General features: G+C 55.0%; 13 protein-coding genes. 10 read left to right on the top strand and 3 right to left on the bottom strand.

Features of this window, described 5'->3' with window-relative positions; translation table 11 throughout:
- Positions 1-5 precede the first annotated feature (5 nt).
- From P4G45_RS11045 to P4G45_RS11020, 6 genes are read left to right on the top strand one after another with little or no spacing between them, the layout of a single operon-like run.
- The gene (locus P4G45_RS11045) at positions 6-1,049 is read left to right on the top strand and encodes a Gfo/Idh/MocA family oxidoreductase (RefSeq protein ID WP_348266534.1); all 1,044 of its coding nucleotides are present in this window, start codon (positions 6-8) and stop codon (positions 1,047-1,049) included.
- Positions 1,046-1,609, top strand: a complete 564-nt coding sequence (locus P4G45_RS11040) for an acyltransferase (RefSeq protein WP_348266533.1) — start codon at positions 1,046-1,048, stop codon at positions 1,607-1,609. The genes P4G45_RS11045 and P4G45_RS11040 overlap by 4 nt, the downstream gene beginning before the upstream one ends.
- Positions 1,606-2,712, top strand: coding sequence for a DegT/DnrJ/EryC1/StrS family aminotransferase (locus P4G45_RS11035; protein WP_348266532.1), 1,107 nt, complete (start codon positions 1,606-1,608; stop codon positions 2,710-2,712). Before P4G45_RS11040 ends, P4G45_RS11035 begins: the two co-directional genes overlap by 4 nt.
- Complete coding sequence (locus tag P4G45_RS11030) at positions 2,702-3,493, top strand: acyltransferase (RefSeq protein ID WP_348266531.1); 792 nt, start codon at positions 2,702-2,704, stop codon at positions 3,491-3,493. Before P4G45_RS11035 ends, P4G45_RS11030 begins: the two co-directional genes overlap by 11 nt.
- On the top strand, positions 3,490-4,479 hold the full coding sequence (locus P4G45_RS11025) for an NAD-dependent epimerase/dehydratase family protein (protein ID WP_348266530.1): 990 nt from the start codon (positions 3,490-3,492) through the stop codon (positions 4,477-4,479). The genes P4G45_RS11030 and P4G45_RS11025 overlap by 4 nt, the downstream gene beginning before the upstream one ends.
- Positions 4,476-5,636 carry a DegT/DnrJ/EryC1/StrS family aminotransferase gene (locus P4G45_RS11020; RefSeq protein ID WP_348266529.1) on the top strand — a complete coding sequence of 387 codons (1,161 nt, stop codon included), beginning with the start codon at positions 4,476-4,478 and terminating at the stop codon, positions 5,634-5,636. Before P4G45_RS11025 ends, P4G45_RS11020 begins: the two co-directional genes overlap by 4 nt.
- 73 nt (positions 5,637-5,709) lie before the next feature.
- On the opposite strand, the gene P4G45_RS11015 is transcribed toward P4G45_RS11020, so the two are convergent.
- On the bottom strand, positions 5,710-6,807 hold the full coding sequence (locus P4G45_RS11015) for a choice-of-anchor D domain-containing protein (protein WP_348266528.1): 1,098 nt from the start codon (positions 6,805-6,807) through the stop codon (positions 5,710-5,712).
- 249 nt (positions 6,808-7,056) lie between these two features.
- Positions 7,057-8,265, bottom strand: a complete 1,209-nt coding sequence (lhgO, locus tag P4G45_RS11010) for an L-2-hydroxyglutarate oxidase (RefSeq protein ID WP_348266527.1) — start codon at positions 8,263-8,265, stop codon at positions 7,057-7,059.
- 819 nt (positions 8,266-9,084) lie between these two features.
- Here lhgO and P4G45_RS11005 point away from each other — a divergent pair.
- From P4G45_RS11005 to P4G45_RS10995, 3 genes are all read left to right on the top strand, one after another.
- Positions 9,085-10,206, top strand: a complete 1,122-nt coding sequence (locus tag P4G45_RS11005; protein ID WP_348266526.1) for a sigma-54 dependent transcriptional regulator — start codon at positions 9,085-9,087, stop codon at positions 10,204-10,206.
- 213 nt (positions 10,207-10,419) lie between these two features.
- Positions 10,420-11,946 (top strand): GMC oxidoreductase, encoded by a 1,527-nt coding sequence (locus P4G45_RS11000; RefSeq protein WP_373694105.1) that lies wholly within the window; start codon positions 10,420-10,422, stop codon positions 11,944-11,946.
- 191 nt (positions 11,947-12,137) lie between these two features.
- Positions 12,138-12,332 (top strand): hypothetical protein, encoded by a 195-nt coding sequence (locus P4G45_RS10995; protein WP_348266524.1) that lies wholly within the window; start codon positions 12,138-12,140, stop codon positions 12,330-12,332.
- Between the two features lie 342 nt (positions 12,333-12,674).
- Here P4G45_RS10995 and P4G45_RS10990 read toward each other — a convergent pair whose 3' ends face one another.
- Positions 12,675-16,115 carry a DNA methyltransferase gene (locus P4G45_RS10990; protein WP_348266523.1) on the bottom strand — a complete coding sequence of 1,147 codons (3,441 nt, stop codon included), beginning with the start codon at positions 16,113-16,115 and terminating at the stop codon, positions 12,675-12,677.
- A gap of 380 nt (positions 16,116-16,495) precedes the next feature.
- Here P4G45_RS10990 and P4G45_RS17055 point away from each other — a divergent pair, with 380 nt between their 5' ends.
- Positions 16,496-16,732, top strand: a complete 237-nt coding sequence (locus P4G45_RS17055; protein WP_373695285.1) for a helix-turn-helix domain-containing protein — start codon at positions 16,496-16,498, stop codon at positions 16,730-16,732.
- The last annotated feature ends 596 nt before the right edge of the window (positions 16,733-17,328 follow it).

Genomic DNA, 17,328 nt, shown 5'->3' with positions numbered 1-17,328 from the left:
GAAGCGTGATCAACATTGGAGTCATAGGTTATGGATACTGGGGCCCGAACCTGGTCCGGAATATGTTCGAAGTACCGGACACGCAAGTCATTGCGGTCAGCGATATGCGGCAGGAGCGGCTGCAACAGGTCAAACTACGGTACCCGTCAGTGGAGGTTACCACCGACTTCAATGACTTGCTCAACAATCCGAAGATCGATGCGGTAGCGATTGCGACTCCGGTGCACACACACTACGAGCTTGCATTGAAGGCGCTTCGGTGCGGCAAGCATGTAATGGTTGAAAAGCCGATGACGTCAACTTCCGAAGAGGCTCTGCAGCTTATTGATGAGGCAGATAGCCGCAAGCTCACTCTTCTGGTGGACCATACGTTCGTCTATACGGGTGCTGTCCGGAAGATTAAGGCTATCGTGGACTCCGGAAATATAGGAGACATCCTCTACTACGACTCGACGCGCATCAATCTCGGACTATTCCAGCGGGATGTCGATGTTATATGGGACCTCGCAGTTCACGATCTTGCCATCATGGATTACATCCTTCCAGCCTCGCCGTGTGCGGTGGCGGCGACGGGAATCAATCACGTGTTTGGCGGTACAGAGAATCTGGCGTACATCACTATGTTCTTCGAAGGCAATCTGATCGGGCATGTGAATGTGAACTGGCTTTCACCGGTGAAGGTTCGGAGGACGTTGCTTGGCGGCAGCAAACAGATGATCGTTTACGACGACATGGAGCCGAGCGAAAAGGTGAAGGTATACGACAAGGGCATCACGCTGAACGGCGCGTCAGACTCGCTGTACAAGGCCCTGGTTGGCTACCGTTCCGGCGATATGTTCGCGCCTCAACTCGACGTCTCCGAGGCGCTTAAGGTGGAGATTCAGCACTTTGCGGATTGCATCGGAAGCGGCGCGGAGCCCACTACAGGAGGTCAGGCTGGCCTGCGAGTCGTTCGCATTCTCGAAAGTGCCTCCCTCTCCATGAAGCAGCGAGGGAAGCTTGTACATCTTGGGACGGAAGTGCCAGCGTATGCACGAGGAGCCGCATGATGCTTGCAGTCGAGACCGCAACCGGCAAGTTATCTGAGAACGGCACCGGCGCGCCGGAGCTCTCTCAAGGTCGCTCTACGCCTGACTTCAGCAGAATAGCCGCCGACGTGAAGCTGGGAGCGAACGTAGCCCTTCATGGATTCGTGAACCTCTACGGATGTTCCATCGGTCACGACAGCAGGATAGGGGCCTTCGTCGAGATACAGAAGAACGCCGAGATAGGGGCCAATGTGAAGATTTCGAGCCACACCTTCATCTGTGAAGGCGTCAGGATTGAAGACGAGGTATTCATTGGTCATAACGTCTCTTTTATCAACGACAAATTTCCGCGGGCGACGAACGCAAACGGGGAATTGCAATCGGATACCGACTGGCAGGTCACAAGGACGCTTGTAAGTCGGGGCGCTTCTATCGGGACTGGCTGCACGATTCTTTGTGGCATCACGATCGGGGAGTTTGCCACGGTTGGTGCCGGAAGTGTTGTAACGCGGGATGTCCCGTCAAAGACAATCGTTGCAGGAAACCCGGCTCGAATTCTGAGAAGGCTGGAGGAAAAGTGACAATTCCCTTTGTCGACCTGAAATCACTGCATAGCGAGATAACGGAAGAGCTTCGCGAGGTCTTCGATCGTGTGCTCCGCGAATCAACCTTCGTGCTGGGGCCGGAGGTCCAGAGATTCGAGCAGGAGTTCGCAGCCTACGTGGGCACGAAACACTGTGTCGCGCTCAGCAACGGCACCGCTGCACTTCAGTTGGCTCTGGCTTCGCTCGGTATCGGTCCGGGAGATGAGGTCATCACGGTTCCGCATACGTTTATCGCAACTGCGGAAGCCATCACTGCGGTGCGCGGGCGACCGGTGTTTGTTGATATCGATCCGGTGTCATTCACGATGGACGCTGCTCTTTTGGAAGCCGCGATCACGCCTCGAACGCGCGCCATCATCCCCGTAGATATCTATGGGCAAACGGCGGATATGGATCCGATACTCAACATCGCATCGCGTCACAGTATTCCAGTGATTGAGGATGCATGCCAGGCGCACGGTGCAGAATACAGGGGGCGCAAAGCAGGTTCATTTGGCGCGGCGGGATGCTTCAGTTTTTATCCCGGCAAAAATCTCGGCGCCTGTGGCGAGGGCGGAGCAGTAACTACGGATGACGCTGAACTCGCAAATCGGGTTCGGTTGTGGCGCGATCATGGATCATCGAAAAGGTACGAGCATATTTTTCCCGGACTCAACATGCGCATGGAAGGTATTCAGGGCGGAATTCTGTCCGTGAAGCTGAAGTACCTTGACCGCTGGAATAACCAGAGACGCGAGGCGGCAGCGAAGTACGATGCGGCTCTCAGAGACACCGATCTTGAGACTCCCGCTGAGATGGATTATGGCCGCCATGTCTATCATCTTTATGTTGTGCAATCTGATAACCGTGACGCGCTTCGTGAGAGTCTGTCACGCGCGGGCATTGAATCAGGTTTGCACTATCCAAATCCGCTGCATCTTCAGGAGGCCTACCGCTCCCTCGGCTACGAGAGAGGCGATTTTCCTGTAACGGAGACGCTAACAACACGGATTCTGTCGCTGCCGATGTATCCGGGCATCGAGTCGGAGGCGATCGAGAGAGTCGCAGCACAGGTTCGGGAGAGCTGCTATGTTGGCTGAACGAGAGCACGAGAATCTTACGCGAGGGCGATCCGTTCCTGCGGTGTTCGGCAGCGCGCGGCTAGTGGATGATCCGGACTGGGAGTGGGAGTTTGCGGCTCATTTGAAGAGATCCCACACCGTCCTCGAACTGCTCGCCATGTTTTCCAGGTATCGAAATGACGAGGGGCCGTTAGAGTCACAGCTTCGACGCATTCTGTTTCGCGCCATGTGCCAGAGCGTCGGGCACGCCCTGCAGATCGGGCCGGGGGTTGTCGTAAAGCACCCCGAAAGCATGGTGTTCGGCGATGGAGTGTTCATCGGTGCTCAAGCGATGATTCAGGGGCGTTACGACGGCACGTGCCGGATCGGTAATCATGTTTGGATCGGACCGCAAGCGTACTTTGACGCACGGAACCTCGTTCTCGAAGATTATGTCGGGTGGGGGCCGGGAGCGAAGGTTCTTGGCTCGTCGCACACGGCGCTCCCTGTCGACGTGCCGATCATTTCGACGGAACTTAGGATTGAACCCGTGGTGATAGGGTATGGCGCCGATATCGGCACTAACGCGACGATTCTGCCGGGAGTCCACGTTGGGGCGCATTCCATCATCGGCGCCGGCGCAGTTGTCACCGAAGATGTGCCTGAGTACGCGGTTGTAGCGGGAGTACCTGCGCGGCTCATTCGCAGACGTAAAGATATCTGCTCTTCGGAATTGGAAGTTGACACAACTTCGCAAGAGCGCCTGGCAGATGACGGCCAATTGGCCACAACACGGAGCAGCTACAAGGGGACGGAATGAATCCTATCCAAGGCAAAAAAATACTCATAACAGGAGGGGCGGGATTTGTAGGAAGTGCCACGGCAGACCTGCTGCTTGAGGCCGGTGCAGCGGAAGTCCGGGTGCTGGACAACCTGGTTCGCGGCAATCTCCGAAACCTGGAGTGCGCAAAGAAGATGGGTGGCCTGGTTGTGATCGAGGGTGACATCCGTGATGCGGATACGGTAGACGACGCGGTTGCGGGCGTGGACTATATCTTCCACGAGGCGGCACTTAGAATCACCCGTTGCGCCGAAGCACCGGGCGAAGCGGTCCAGGTTCTGATGGTAGGGGCCTCAAATGTTCTTGAGAGCGCTGTGCGGCACAAGGTGAAGAAGGTGGTGGCAGCCTCCTCCGCGTCCGTCTACGGCGACCCGTCCTACCTTCCCATGGACGAGTTGCATCCGTTCAATAACCGCACCCTTTACGGAGCGGGTAAGATCGCAAACGAGCAAATGCTCCGTGCCTGGTACGAGATGTTCAAGCTGCCCTATGTTGCCTTTCGCTACTTTAATATCTATGGACCGCGCATGGATATCGATGGCGTTTACACCGAGGTCCTGATCCGCTGGATTGACGCCATTGAGGCTGGGCAGGCGCCGAAGATCTTTGGCGACGGCTCGCAATCGATGGACTTTGTATTTGTGGAAGATGTAGCCCGGGCCAATCTTGCAGGACTGGTTTCCGATGTCACCGACGAGGTATTCAATGTAGGGACTGGCGTGCAGACTACGTTGCGAGAACTCTGCGACATGCTGCTCAAAGTTACTGGCTCCAATCTCAGACCGGAGTATGTGTCCGCGCGGAAGATCAACAACGTGCAAGCGCGCCGCGCGAGCACGGAAAAGGCTGAGAGGATGCTTGGCTTCACGGCGAAGGTGGATCTGGAATCAGGACTAAGATCTCTTCTTCAGTGGCGCGACCTGGCGCGAACGGAATCGACTGCCGTATTGGGGGGTGCAGCATGAGCCTCTTATCTCCCGCTGTTTCATCTGCGATTCCAGTTGCTCGTCCCTACATTGGCGCGGAGGAAGAGCAGGCGGTGATCGATGTACTTCGTTCAGGTTGGGTCACGCAAGGGCCGCGGGTTGCCGAGTTCGAAGCCAAGTTTGCTCGGTACATTGGCTGCGATCATGCTGTAGCCGTATCTTCATGCACCACGGCACTCCATCTTGGATTGCTGGCGCTGGGTGTAGGTCCGGGTGATGAGGTGATTTGCCCGAGTCTCTCGTTTATAGCGACAGCGAATGCCATTGTTTACGTGGGGGCTACTCCGGTCTTTTGCGATATAGATTTGGCAACTTACAATCTTGATCCTGCACGCCTCGAAGAGGCCATCTCTCCACGAACAAAGGCGATCCTGGTGGTTCACCAGATTGGTCTGCCCGCGGCCATGCATGAAATTCTCGCTATCGCCGCCCGGCATGGTCTGGCTGTAATCGAGGACGCCGCATGCGCTATCGGATCGGAGTATGAAGGGAGCCTGATCGGCGCGCCGTTGGGAGCCCTGGCCTGCTTCAGCTTTCATCCGAGAAAAGTCCTCACGACGGGCGAGGGCGGCATGATCACGACGAGGGATGCAAAGGTCGCGGAGAGGCTTCGCCGTCTACGGCAGCATGCAATGAGCCTCTCGGACGTGGCGCGGCATAGTGCGACGCAGATAACTACCGAGACGTATGACGAGATAGGCTTCAACTTCCGGATGACGGATATGCAAGCGGCGATAGGCATCACGCAACTGGAACGTCTGCCGGGCTTTCTCGCTAAGCGGCGTTCTCTCGCGGAGCGTTATACAAGTTCGCTTCTGCATCTTCCGTGGCTCATAACCCCCACCGTTCCTTCCGGTCGCCGTCACAACTACCAGTCCTATATGGTCAGACTGGTCGCTGGCTTTGAGGGTAAGCGTGACACGATCATGCAGAATCTTCTGCAGAAGAATATCTCTACACGGCGAGCGATCATGGCGATCCACAGGGAACTGCCCTATAGATCCGAACGCTGGAAAAGCTGCTTGCCCCAGACTGAGTTGGCGACAGATTCCGGGCTCATCCTTCCACTGTTTCACCAGTTGACGGACTCTGAGCAAGACTACATTATCGAATCGCTTCAGCTTGCATATTCCTGACTAGCCTTTGTCTCAAGCAGGGAACACCCCGGATGTCGGCACAATCAGCAGGATCGCGCTGCTCTCCGGTAGCCTATGGAATCGTGATCTGAAATTCGTTGGAGGCGGTGCTTTCCACGCCGCTTGCGTCCACGCTTTTCACCACATAGCCATAGGTGACGGCGCTGGCTACGGTGTTGTCGACATAGGCTGCCGCGAGGGAAATCACTGAATTGAGTTGCGTAAATCCTCCTCCTCCCACCGACCGATAGATGTTGTACCCGACCACGGGGTCAGGCGAACTGCTTGGAGGAAGCCAGCTCAGGTCGACCTCATGCGCGATAGCCGTGGCCACACCGGTGAGTGGCACGGTCAGGAAACCTCCGTTGAGCGAATTGCTAGCGATGGTAAGTTGTCCGGTGACAGCTCCGGCTGCCGTTGGCTGATACCTGATCAGCAGGGAAAGCGCTTGGCCAGGGTTCAGGGTCGCCGGGAAACTCCCACCCACGATGGTGAATTCCGCCCCTTGGATCTGAGCAGAGCTCACAATCACTGGTGTCGTTCCTGTTGAGGTCAGAGTCAGGTTCGATGTGGTGGCCACGTTTACCGCTACACTGCCAAAGCTCAAGCTGGCTGCACTCGCCGTCAGCTCTGGATCCGCTGCTGTACCCGTACCGGACAACGCCACGACAGTAGTAGTTCCCGCTGACGAGTTGCTGCTGATGGAAAGTTGACCACTTGATGCACCCACAACTGCAGGCTGAAACTGCACTGTCAGATTCATTGAGCGACCTGGGTCTAGAGTGACGGGAAACGAGGCGCCCTCGATACTGAATGCCGCAGTTGAGGTCGCAGCCGAGTTGACTGTTACGGGCAGGGTCCCGATCGAGTTCAGCGTCAGGATTTCTCGTGCCGCCCCGTTTACTGTTACGTCGCCGAAGCTAAGACTTTCCGCACTAACCGAAACCTCTCCGACCTGGAGGGCGCCGGGACTCAGCGACGGCGCGCCCGAAGGCTCACCGATCCCAGCGCTGCAACCGCACATCGTCAGAACCAGAACAAAGGCAAAGGTAAGGAGAGGGAGACGTGACCACACCGAACGGCCTGTCTTACGGGCGAAGAGACCTGCCTCGAAACGATCAGCCCGGATCGCCCGGTTGCTCGCGGGAAGAGAGATCTGAGTGTCTGGCACGAAGCGCACCTCGCGAGTAGTTGAAAAAGCACAGGGTCCAGAGGCCGTATGGGGACAAGCGCAAGATTTGATGTGGGACCCGGAAAAGCTGAAGTTTGCTGGCCGAAAGGCAGATCTGGTTCCATCAGAGCTTTGAAAGTTGGCTGCCGCTCCTCTATCCAGAGTGATTCCTGCAAAGTGGGTCGGCAATAACACAAAAAGGTCACACCTACACGAACTAGCACTCCTGCCGTATGACAAGCTCGTGGTTCAACTAGCCCAAGCGGCTGCGTGGTGCTTTACAACTGTATCGACGATGTACCTGCCAATGACGAGCGACGCCGTGGCGGCCGGAGACGGCGCATTGCATACGTGGACCATGCCGTCGGTATGAACAAATCGGAAGTCATCAATCAGCCTTCCCTGGCGGTCGAGTGCCTGTGCGCGAACGCCCGCGCCCCCGGGAATCAGGTCCGCCGGCGTTAGATTTGGCATCAGTCGCTGCAGTTCTTGAACAAAACTGGCCTTGCTCCAGGAGCGGTGATACTCGTGCATGGACATTCTCCAATGCCTTCGAGCCATGATCCAAAAACCGGGAAACCTAGCGTACTCCAACACGTCACCAAATCGAAATGAGGTCTTCGTATAACCTTCACGCTCGAGCGCCAGCACGGCATTCGGTCCAGCCTCGATGCCTCCGCCTATGCGTCTTGTGAAGTGCACTCCGAGAAAGGGAAACTGCGGATCGGGAACCGGGTAAAGCAGTCCTCTAAGGCAATTCTCTTTGCCTGGCACCAGGTCGTAGTACTCTCCTCGAAAGGGAACGATCGTCAGGTCGAGACTGGCATTCGCCATGCGGCTTACCCGGTCACTTTGGAGACCCGCGCAGTTGATCACCAGCTTCGCTTCGAAGCTGCCTTGGCTTGTCTCAACGACAGTAGTTCCATGCGCTCGCTTTAAGCCGGTAACTTCGTGCGAAAGGTAGATAGCTTCTCCGCTTGCGGTAATCAGTTCTGCATACTTTTGAGTGACCTTTGCAAAGTCCACTATGCCGGTGCCGGCCACGCGAATTGCACGGATCCCCGCGGCAGTAGGCTCATACTCGGTAATCTGCTCCGCGCTCAATATCTCAAGACCTTTCAACCCATTCTGTTCTCCGCGCCTGTATAACTCCTGCAGTCGCTGTAGTTCATCTTCGCGGGTTGCCACAATAAGCTTGCCGCAAAGCTCGTACGGCACTCCGTGCTCCTTGCAAAATCGGATCATTGTTTCGGCACCTTCAAGACAGAGTCTGGCCTTGAGGCTGCCTGGCTTGTAATAGATCCCGGAGTGAATTACTCCGCTATTGTGACCCGACTGGTGTCCGGCTACCTTCGCCTCCTTATCCAGGACGGCGAGTGAAATGCCAGGAAAGCGCTTCACCAATTGCAGACCTGTCGCCAGGCCTACGATTCCGGCACCGATAATTGCTACTTCCACTTGAGTTCGGATGGCAACTCCCCTTCATCCAAATTTGTTTTCGTGGTGTTTCAAGGTACATGGAGAACCAGCGGTTGTTCAACCAGCGCGACAACATTACATGCAAAAGAATCGCGAAGCAATATAGATGTTTTGCTCAATAGAGATGCTGTCAATGAGTCGAACACGAGGTATTCCTGATTGCCCTGATGTGACTAAATTGTGCAAGTAAGTGGGAATATAACTTCCTAATTTTGTATTTGACTTGAGATTGGGGAGGAAGATACATTCAATCCACTCCGAGGCTCATTTAAGTTTCATAATTGAAACAAGATTTCCGCTCCAATTGCCGGAATTATCCAATTAGCTGCTGGTCTTTTGGCATCGTAGAAAAAATATTGTGGGCTCCTGTAAATCAGCTTGGCTAAGTCGTAGGTATAAGCGAACCGACGGGTAGCTCGTCTTGAGCACCCCGGGCTTGCGCTCACGCCTCCGCCAGAGCTTCGTCCGAACGCTTCTCTCTGCTGAGGTACGTCAATGACTGACAGAGTCCTGGTTTTAGGCATCAGCGAAGATGCCCATATTTGTAATTCCATCTTCAATGCGTTTAGTGCCGACGGGTACAAAGCCATTTGTGTGCCATCCCCGCAGAAAGCGCTGCAGCTCTTTGAGGGGGGACTGGAAGCGGACTTTCTGCTTGTCGATCCTTCGCGGAAGAAGCCGGAAGATAGCTTCATGCCGCAGTCGATTCTGCAGAAGGTCAAGAGCGAGAACATCGGTCTTGTCGTGGATGCAGGAGATCTGTCATGGAATGACTATGCGCTCCGATGGAATGTCTCCATGATATTTGCGATGCCTTTTGGACCTTTCGATATCGACAGGTTGAAGAAGAAGTCTCGGATCGACGCTTTGACTTCTTCGCCTGCATCCGCGGCCGAGCAGGTGCGCTCCCCGGAATACCATCTCGAAGAACTGGACAACAACCGCTTTTTCCTTGCTGCCTCCCCGGTCATGATGCAGCTCTACCGTGATATTCGAATTCTTGCCCCAGTGAACATTCCGGTTCTTATTTTGGGAGAAAGCGGTGTTGGCAAAGAAAACGTAGCGATGCTACTGCACAAATATCATGCTCGCACTGACAAAAGCCTGCTCAATATCAACTGTGCTGCCCTTCCGAACGAACTTCTGGAGAGTGAACTTTTCGGCTACGAAGCTGGGGCCTTTACCGGGGCAACGAAGTCAAAACCAGGCATGTTCGAGCTAGCAGATAAAGGAACTTTGCTACTGGATGAGATCGGCGAGATGAGCCCGCAGATGCAGGCCAAGCTCCTTCACGTTCTTCAGGACGGTTCCTTCTGTCGTCTCGGCGCACGGTCTGCCTCCCACGTCGATGTGCGGGTACTTGCTGCCACGAACATCAATATGGAGGAAGCAATTGCTTGTAAGCGCTTCCGCGAAGATCTCTACTATCGACTTAATACCCTTACGATTACAGTTCCTCCACTCCGAGATCGCCGCGAGGAGATATCGCCGTTAATGCAAGAGTTGTTTCGCAGAGGAGCGATGGAGCTAGGTCAGCCGGTAATCTTCGCTGACCGGATTGTAGAAGCCGCCCAGGACTATGACTGGCCCGGAAATCTTCGTGAACTGCGGAACTTCGTCACTCGCACGCTTATCTTGAGAGATGAGAAGACGGCATACAGTTACTTGCGGACGAAAACCCGGTTAGATAGCGCTACCCACTCCAAGGAGGAGATCATTCTTGAACCGGAGATAAAGAAGACCGCTGCCGCGTTGGGCATGAAGGATGCGGTAAGCGTGGTAAAGAATGAGATAGAGGTGAGGATGCTCCAGAATGCACTCTCCGCTTCAGGATGGAATCGTAGGAGGGCGGCAACCAACCTAAATATCAGCTATCGCACACTCCTGTACAAAATTAAACAACATGGGCTGAGCGCATAAGTTAGCGGAAGGCTAGAACCTGTCGATCTATGCGGTATGCAAGCTTGTTGCAACGTGAAAATCTGTAACTCTTTGTATGCAATTAACTACTTATTGCAGTCGTCCTTGTAATGTGTTTGAGTGTTCTCCGTGCATATCGACTTAGAGACACCAGATCTGCAGTCCACATTCCGATCGGATATCTGTGTAATAGGCGGCGGTGTCGCAGGCATTATGCTCGCGGCCCGCTTGCGTCAGAATGGCAGGCACGTTCATCTGCTGGAGGCGGGCGGCCTCGAGCTCGAAGAGCGAAGCCAAAAACTCTACTGCGCTGAGATGGTGGGCTGTCGTCACACCGGTGCCACGGACGGTCGCTTCCGCACTTTTGGAGGGTCCTCGACTCGCTGGGGAGGTCAGTTGCTGCCCTATACGGATGATGTCCTTCATCCTGACAGTCGACTCGGCCTTCCAAGCTGGCCGCTCGAACTGGCAGAGCTTCAGCCGTATTACGACGAGGTGCAGAAGGCGATGGGAGTTCTGATTTCGCCATTCTCAGACGGATTGCTGAAGGAATTCAATCGTGAAGCTCCCTTTAAGTCATCCCGGGTGAGGCTTCGCTTTTCGACATGCGCTCCCTTTGCGAAGAGAAATCTTTCGAAGACCCTGGGAAAGGAGTGCCTCGCTTCCACGAAGGTCACCGTCTTTACCCACGCTAACGTCCTCTCCATTGACTTGACCGTCAACGGAGATGCCGCTCTCTCCGTGACCGCCACCAACTACACCGGAATGACCTATAAGTTCATTGCCAGCCAGTTCGTTATTTGCACCGGCACGATCGAGGCATCGCGTCTGCTGCTGGCTTCTACCGGCATCTGTCCCATGGGTGTGGGAAACTGTCGCGGACAGGTGGGACGCTACTTCCACGATCATGTTGGAGTCCAGGCCGCTGATATCGCTCCCGAGGACCGAGGACGCGTCCTCCGGGCTTTTGCTCCATTTGTGAGAGGCGGCACTTCGTACAGGGCCAAGCTCGAGGCGACCGCTGAGCTGCGGGCTGAGAGGGGTCTCCTCTCTGTAGCAGGGCAATTCTCGATAGAAGAGCCACCGGGCTCCGGGCCAGATCTGATCCGAAGGGTGCTGCACGGACTCCAACATGGGAGGCTCAACCGGGAGCTTCAGCGTGACATGCTTGCTATGCCTGCCGCATCTGCGGAGGTCCTGAAGTTTACCATCGCGGCGAAAGCTCATAACCGAAGATACGTCTCGGGACTGGCGCGTCTCGTACTCGACATCGATGTCGAGCAGAGGCCCGACTGCGAGAGCCGTATACGCCTGGCTGAGGAAACGGACGCACTCGGGATCCGCAAAGCGATTCTGGATTGGCGAATCTCAGGAGATGAGCTTCAAAGCATTCGTGCCTATGCCCAAGAACTGGAATTGCTCTTCCGCGAAAATAATCTCGCAACCATAAGCTGGAAACCGCAGATTACAGCGGGCAGTGACTTCTGGAATACCGGCAATCGCTTAGACACCTTCCACATGATGGGAGGCACCAGGATGGGAGCGGATCCGGCGACCAGCGTCGTTGACAGCTCACTGAGGGTCCATGGCCTCGAGAATCTCTACGTCGTAAGCTGTAGCGTCTTTCCGACCGGCGGGAGCTCCAATCCTACATTCACCATGATGGCGCTCGCTTTGCGGTTGGCGGATAGGCTTCAGGTCAGCGGGAATAGTGTCATCTCGGTGAATCCGGAAGCCTGAAAACTTCAAATAAAATAAATAAGTGGATATTTAGGAAGAAATGCCCCGCCTCTGGGAACTTACTACCCGGTATCGAGAAATTTATTTCGTTATCCCAGGCACCCCCATTCACGCAACTGGCATCGTATCAAGACATGCGAGACGTGCCAACCGGCTCGATGGCACTAACCAAAACTTCAGAGGACAGCCTAGTGAGAAACGATACCCTTCCCAGCAATCTCAATCTTGATATCTCCACCACGCAACGCATCCAGCGCCAGATCGATCTCGGCCACCAACAGGATCCCGCCGCTGTCATTGCCTATGCCATGATGCTTCTTGATATAGAAGAAGACTGGCTTGGGTGCCCCCGCACGCCCACTCCTGCAGCTCAGGTGCTCCACTAACGCACCGTTTCGATAGCTTCTGTCCCCATCAACGTATGAAGAGGGCCGCGACAACTCGCGGCCCTCTTCCGTCTTACCTGGGAGCACTGAACACCACTGCCCGTTGGTAAACACTTCGGCGGGCCTCCCCACGATTGCGCATGCGCTCAAATTCTCGCTACAGAGCAAAAAGCCCTCCGGTCTGGAGGGCTTCTAAATTGCTGAATTTTGGAGGCGCGGGTCGGGATCGAACCGAAGTTAGCAATTGATAATACGATAAATATCTCATTTCAAATGCAATAAAAACGAACGAAACGCTCCGTGGGCAGGTTTATAAGGCAAAAGTAAGGCAAATTGTGACGCTCACACTGAATACCGGCCTGACGATTCCCGCGCTTGCCCGAGTGCCGTCAAGGTGGCGAGAATTTCGGCGACTCGCGTGCGGGGTGCAGGACGGAAATTAGCTGCAATCTGTTGTGGCGTTTGAGGGCTTTCCGAACGCATGGCGTCCTTGACTATGCGGAATTGGTCAGGGATGGCGGACGGCCATGGCTGTTTGCGGCGGGTAGTCGGGACTTCCTCGATAAAACCTTCGAGGGTAGCGGTTTTGGGGATGTAGCTGGGAGCTTGATACTCGGGACGTAGCCAGCGGATCAGCCCGGAGGCTTCCTCCGCGTGACGTGCGGCGTTAAGGGCAACGACGTGTTCGAGGATTCGCTCGGTGGTGAGGTTGTAGGACCAGCCGTACGCGTCGAAGACGGCCAGGTCGAGATTCTCATGGAGTTCGCGGAGCGTGCCAACCAGACCGGCGTCGTAAATGTGATGATCCTGCTCGGTCAAGTCTTCGTTACTGCGCAGCTTTTGAAGCACGTTGTATATCTCTGTAAGAGTCAGCGAAGGATGCAGTTCCTGCTGCCGCTTGCGGTGGGCGTCAAGGCGGTCCGCGAGGTCACGGATGACACGCTTTTGAACGTCTTTACAATCGGGGAATGGGAATGGATCAAAACAGCGGCTCTTTGTATAAATGGGACGATCTTCTAAAGTGCCACCCGCTGCTAGCGTCCATGCGACGTGGATCGAGCTTGACAATACTCCGAGGTCAAATCCGTCGCTAAAGGCAAAATTCACGAGGCGATTGTCTGGAAGAACGGATGCATCGACGAAGACAAATACCCGGTGCTTGGCAGTTTCGACGGTAGCGATGTAGCGAGACAAGCCCTTGAGGGCTGGCCGGAAGTTGGCACGAGGTTCGCCAAACGTCCACCAGTTCTCGCTATAAGTGGCGCGCCGATTCTCATCCCGTTCTGGCTTCACGCGGTCGTATACCCATTGGTAGACCTCCGGAAAGCGTTCTTGGACCTCTGCTGCGGAGAGGCCGAAAAGGTCGATCACAAGTTTGTTTCGTGAAGTTCCTGTGAGGTCTCGACCATTGAGGTAAGGACGGATGTGCTGTTCTAAGCCTGGAATCCGGCGAAGGCCGAGCGTCTCCGCCTCTTCAGGAGAAACGATGAAACCCGCTCCGTGAAGTTTGACCCCCGGGCAACTAAGCCCTTCATTCGATTGCAGCGCGGCAGCTCCGGAAACGTCAGCACCGATGCGCAGATCGGCCAAGATCTTGCCGACACTGTCAGAGAGTTCAACGGCAGTTCCTTCGGTCCCTGTATCGCCCTCGCTGATGACATGATAGAGGTGTCCTTCGTGCTCGCCGCGTTCGGCGACAGTCATCGCGATACGCACGGCTGCGGCCTTACTGATTGTTTCTTCGTCTGACGTCAGGGCCTTCAGCCACGGATGATCGGGGATGGCGAAAATCAGCGAGAGCGGGTTTTTGGCAGCACTTAGGTTCTGTGCAACGACCCTGCGATTGAAGACTTGTGTTAAGGAATTCGTGGTGATGAAGCCGAAGCGACGAACTTTACCCGAGCGTGCGAGTTCGGCGGCATGTTGCCACCAGAACATGACGAAGTCAGCCGAATCAGGAACGTCTTGGTAGACCTGCCGAAGGGTGTCAGTATAGCCGCCGGGGAGTTCTTGACGCATGTCCTTGCCGCCGATGAATGGAGGATTACCGATTACGAAGTCCGCAGAGGGCCAAAGCGACTGCTTCGCGCCATGGTAGTGATAGATCGTTCGGCGGGCGGTTTCGTCAGGAACTTCCCAGCCGGTGACGGGATGCATGGTTGTAGTTACGCCGTCCCATTCCTTCACCTCGTTACCTTCTAAATCAACTGCCGGAACTTTCTGGCCGTAAATTATTAATGCGTCTTGGTGCGTGATGTTGTGGAAGTTGCTGATGACCGGAATGGGTATCTGCTCGGAACTGCGAGTGCGCAGGTGCCACTGTAGATAGCCGATCCAAAGGACGAGATCTGCGACGACGGCGGCGCGTGGGTTGAGTTCGATACCGAGCAGTTGGTGTGGATTGACGGTGTAGAGTTCCTGCGGCTGGCCGAGCGAAGCGAGCGTTTCCAGCACCTCACCTTCAAGGCGCTTCATATGTTCGAGGGCGACGTACAGAAAGTTACCTGAACCGCAGGCAGGATCGAGGACATAGGTGTCGCACAGTTTCCGATGAAACTCCCGAGCGACCTGCACAGCCTCGGCAACATCGTCAGTGTGGACGAGATCAGCGATAGCCGCTACGGTATTATTCCAATCCTCACGGAGCGGTTCGACAATCGTTGGAATGACGAGGCGTTCGACGTACGCGCGTGGCGTGTAGTGTGCGCCAAGAGATGAACGCTCTTTCTTATCGAGAGCGCGTTCGAGCAGCGTTCCAAAAATAGCAGGCTCTACATTGCGCCAATCTGAATCGGCGGCTTCAATGAGCAACCCCAGTTGATCTCGGGTGAGCGGAAGGGCGTTGGTGCATTGAAAGAGACCGCCATTGAACTGTTTGAGTTCGCTTTGAAGGATCGGTGAGAATCCGCCCGTGTTCATGGTCTCCCAAAGCGATGATGCCATCTGCGGAAAGAACTTTACATTCTCGCGGTCACGGATGTCCCTGAGGAGATTTAGCCAACAGTCTTTAGGAATGAGTTCGACATTCTCAGCAAATGAGGTAAAGATGCAGCGGGTAAGGAACTCGGCAACATCCTTTGCGGGGTACTTCTGCTCCAAATTGCGAGCGAGGTTGGCTAGCTTTGCTGCGATGCCTCGCGTGACCTCAGCGGTGCGGCGGGATGGGTCGAGCGAGTGTGGATCGAGCCAGAGAGCCCGGAGACGTTCGCGAACTTCAGGCACGGTCAGATCGTTGAGAAGGATGCGATAGGTACGCGGATCGGGAAAGGGAAGATAGGCTTTGCCCGTTAGGGAAAAGTCGGCATAAAGCTCTATCGAGTGTCCTACGTCAACTGTGACAAGAAATGGAGGCCACTCAGGCAATGCTTTGGCGTAGTCCTCCGCCTGATAGTAGGCACGGCGCATGGCTTCGTCCCAGCCGTGTGTGCCGCGTAGTGCTGTGCCTCTGCGGCGCTGGGGGCGAGGTGAGGGCGAGGAAAGAATCAGGTTGTTTTCGTCATCTACTTGAAGTTTCAGCGGGTTGCTGCCCTGCTTAGCTTCAAGAACGAAGTGATTCTTTTTGTAGAGGTCGATGAAGCCACGGGACACCGTGCCATCGAGATTCTGCACTTCGACGGTCTTATCGATGACATACGTGTTGAAGTCCTCGATGCCTTGGGATGGCTCAGGCCGAGGTACATCGAGAAAGTCGCAGAGTTCTGAAAGGAAGAGTGCGTAATTGGAACGCTCGGCTGCCTCTGACTGCTGCCAGCGAGATATAAAGTCCTGCTTCTCTTTGGGCATTCAGAATATGGTACGACGTTCGAGGTCGGCCAACGATGTGTGAAATGGTTCCCTAAAACCGAAATTCGCATTCGGTCCGAATGAGGGCACAACTTGACGCAAGCCGAGGATGGGAACGAGGTTTGAGGCTGAAAATCGAAATTCCCAAGAGCTTCTGTTACAAGTGCATGTCCTTGGGATGTAGCGGCTTACACTTGATTTTCAGACGCACTCGTGGTAGGCTTATGAAGTCGGGTTTTGCCTGACCCCTGCTCCAAGCAGATGACGGCGGTAAGATAGTGTGCTTCCGCATTGAGCTTGGAAAGTGAGCGTACGCGACGCAATTCGGTCGCTACGAAATCAGACGTGTTGTAGCCGTCTGCCGAAGCCCGAAGTCAACATTGCGCGGGCGAAGTGAAAGAACTGCATTGCAGCCAATTTCAACTGAATACCTGACCTCGCAAGAGGTCGCATCAATCCTAAAAGTTAGTCCAGATTCAATCATCAGGTGGTTCGAGAAACGCCCCGGGGTCGTGGACCTAGGGAGCGGTGAATCTCGTTTCAAACGGCGATACCGCGTGCTTCGCATCCCTAAAGAGGCGCTGGAAACCTTCATCGTTGAATCGAGGGTTCAATGACTGCTCGCAGGTCCTCGCTATCCGCCAAGAGAAAACCCGTCTATAGAAATCCGCAGACTTCGGTTAGACGGGGGGACCGCCTCTTATGCGTGCAGTGCGGAGATATGCGGGCCGCCTCGCGAGTCTCACTCAGTCCCTACCGCCGCCCCATCATCCACCTCGAATGCGGCCACGTGAGGCCTTCAATCCTCCCCGGGCAAGAAGGCTCGGTGTCCATTGAGACCTTTGCCCCGCGCATTAGACCGCTAACTGAGGAGGAGGTACAGGCGAAGCTGGCCAAGAAGAAAAGGGGAAAGCTGAAGAGGAGGGGAAGAAGGGCTAGGCATCAGGCACGACGGGCTAGCAGCTGATCATTAAGGGCAACAGCATTACTCATATAGCGAGCGAAGGCCAGCCGTGGTTTTTCAGGGTGTGAATCTTATTGTTTTCAATAGTTTACGCGGCAACTGGCATAGTATGTGGAAGAAAGGATGATCTCTTTGTTATCAATGACTTACGAAATTACCGACGCGAACAGTGAAGCGGTAGTGACCGCTGGAGCTTGTTGCGAGCTGCAACTACCTAAACGTGTTGCCAAGGGCCAAAAGTTCTCTGAC

This window comes from Edaphobacter paludis, from assembly GCF_039993895.1.
In the GTDB taxonomy this organism is placed as follows: Bacteria; Acidobacteriota; Terriglobia; order Terriglobales; family Acidobacteriaceae; genus Edaphobacter; species Edaphobacter paludis.
Note: the sequence above shows the minus strand (reverse complement) of the source record. Positions and strands in the feature narration are given on the sequence as shown.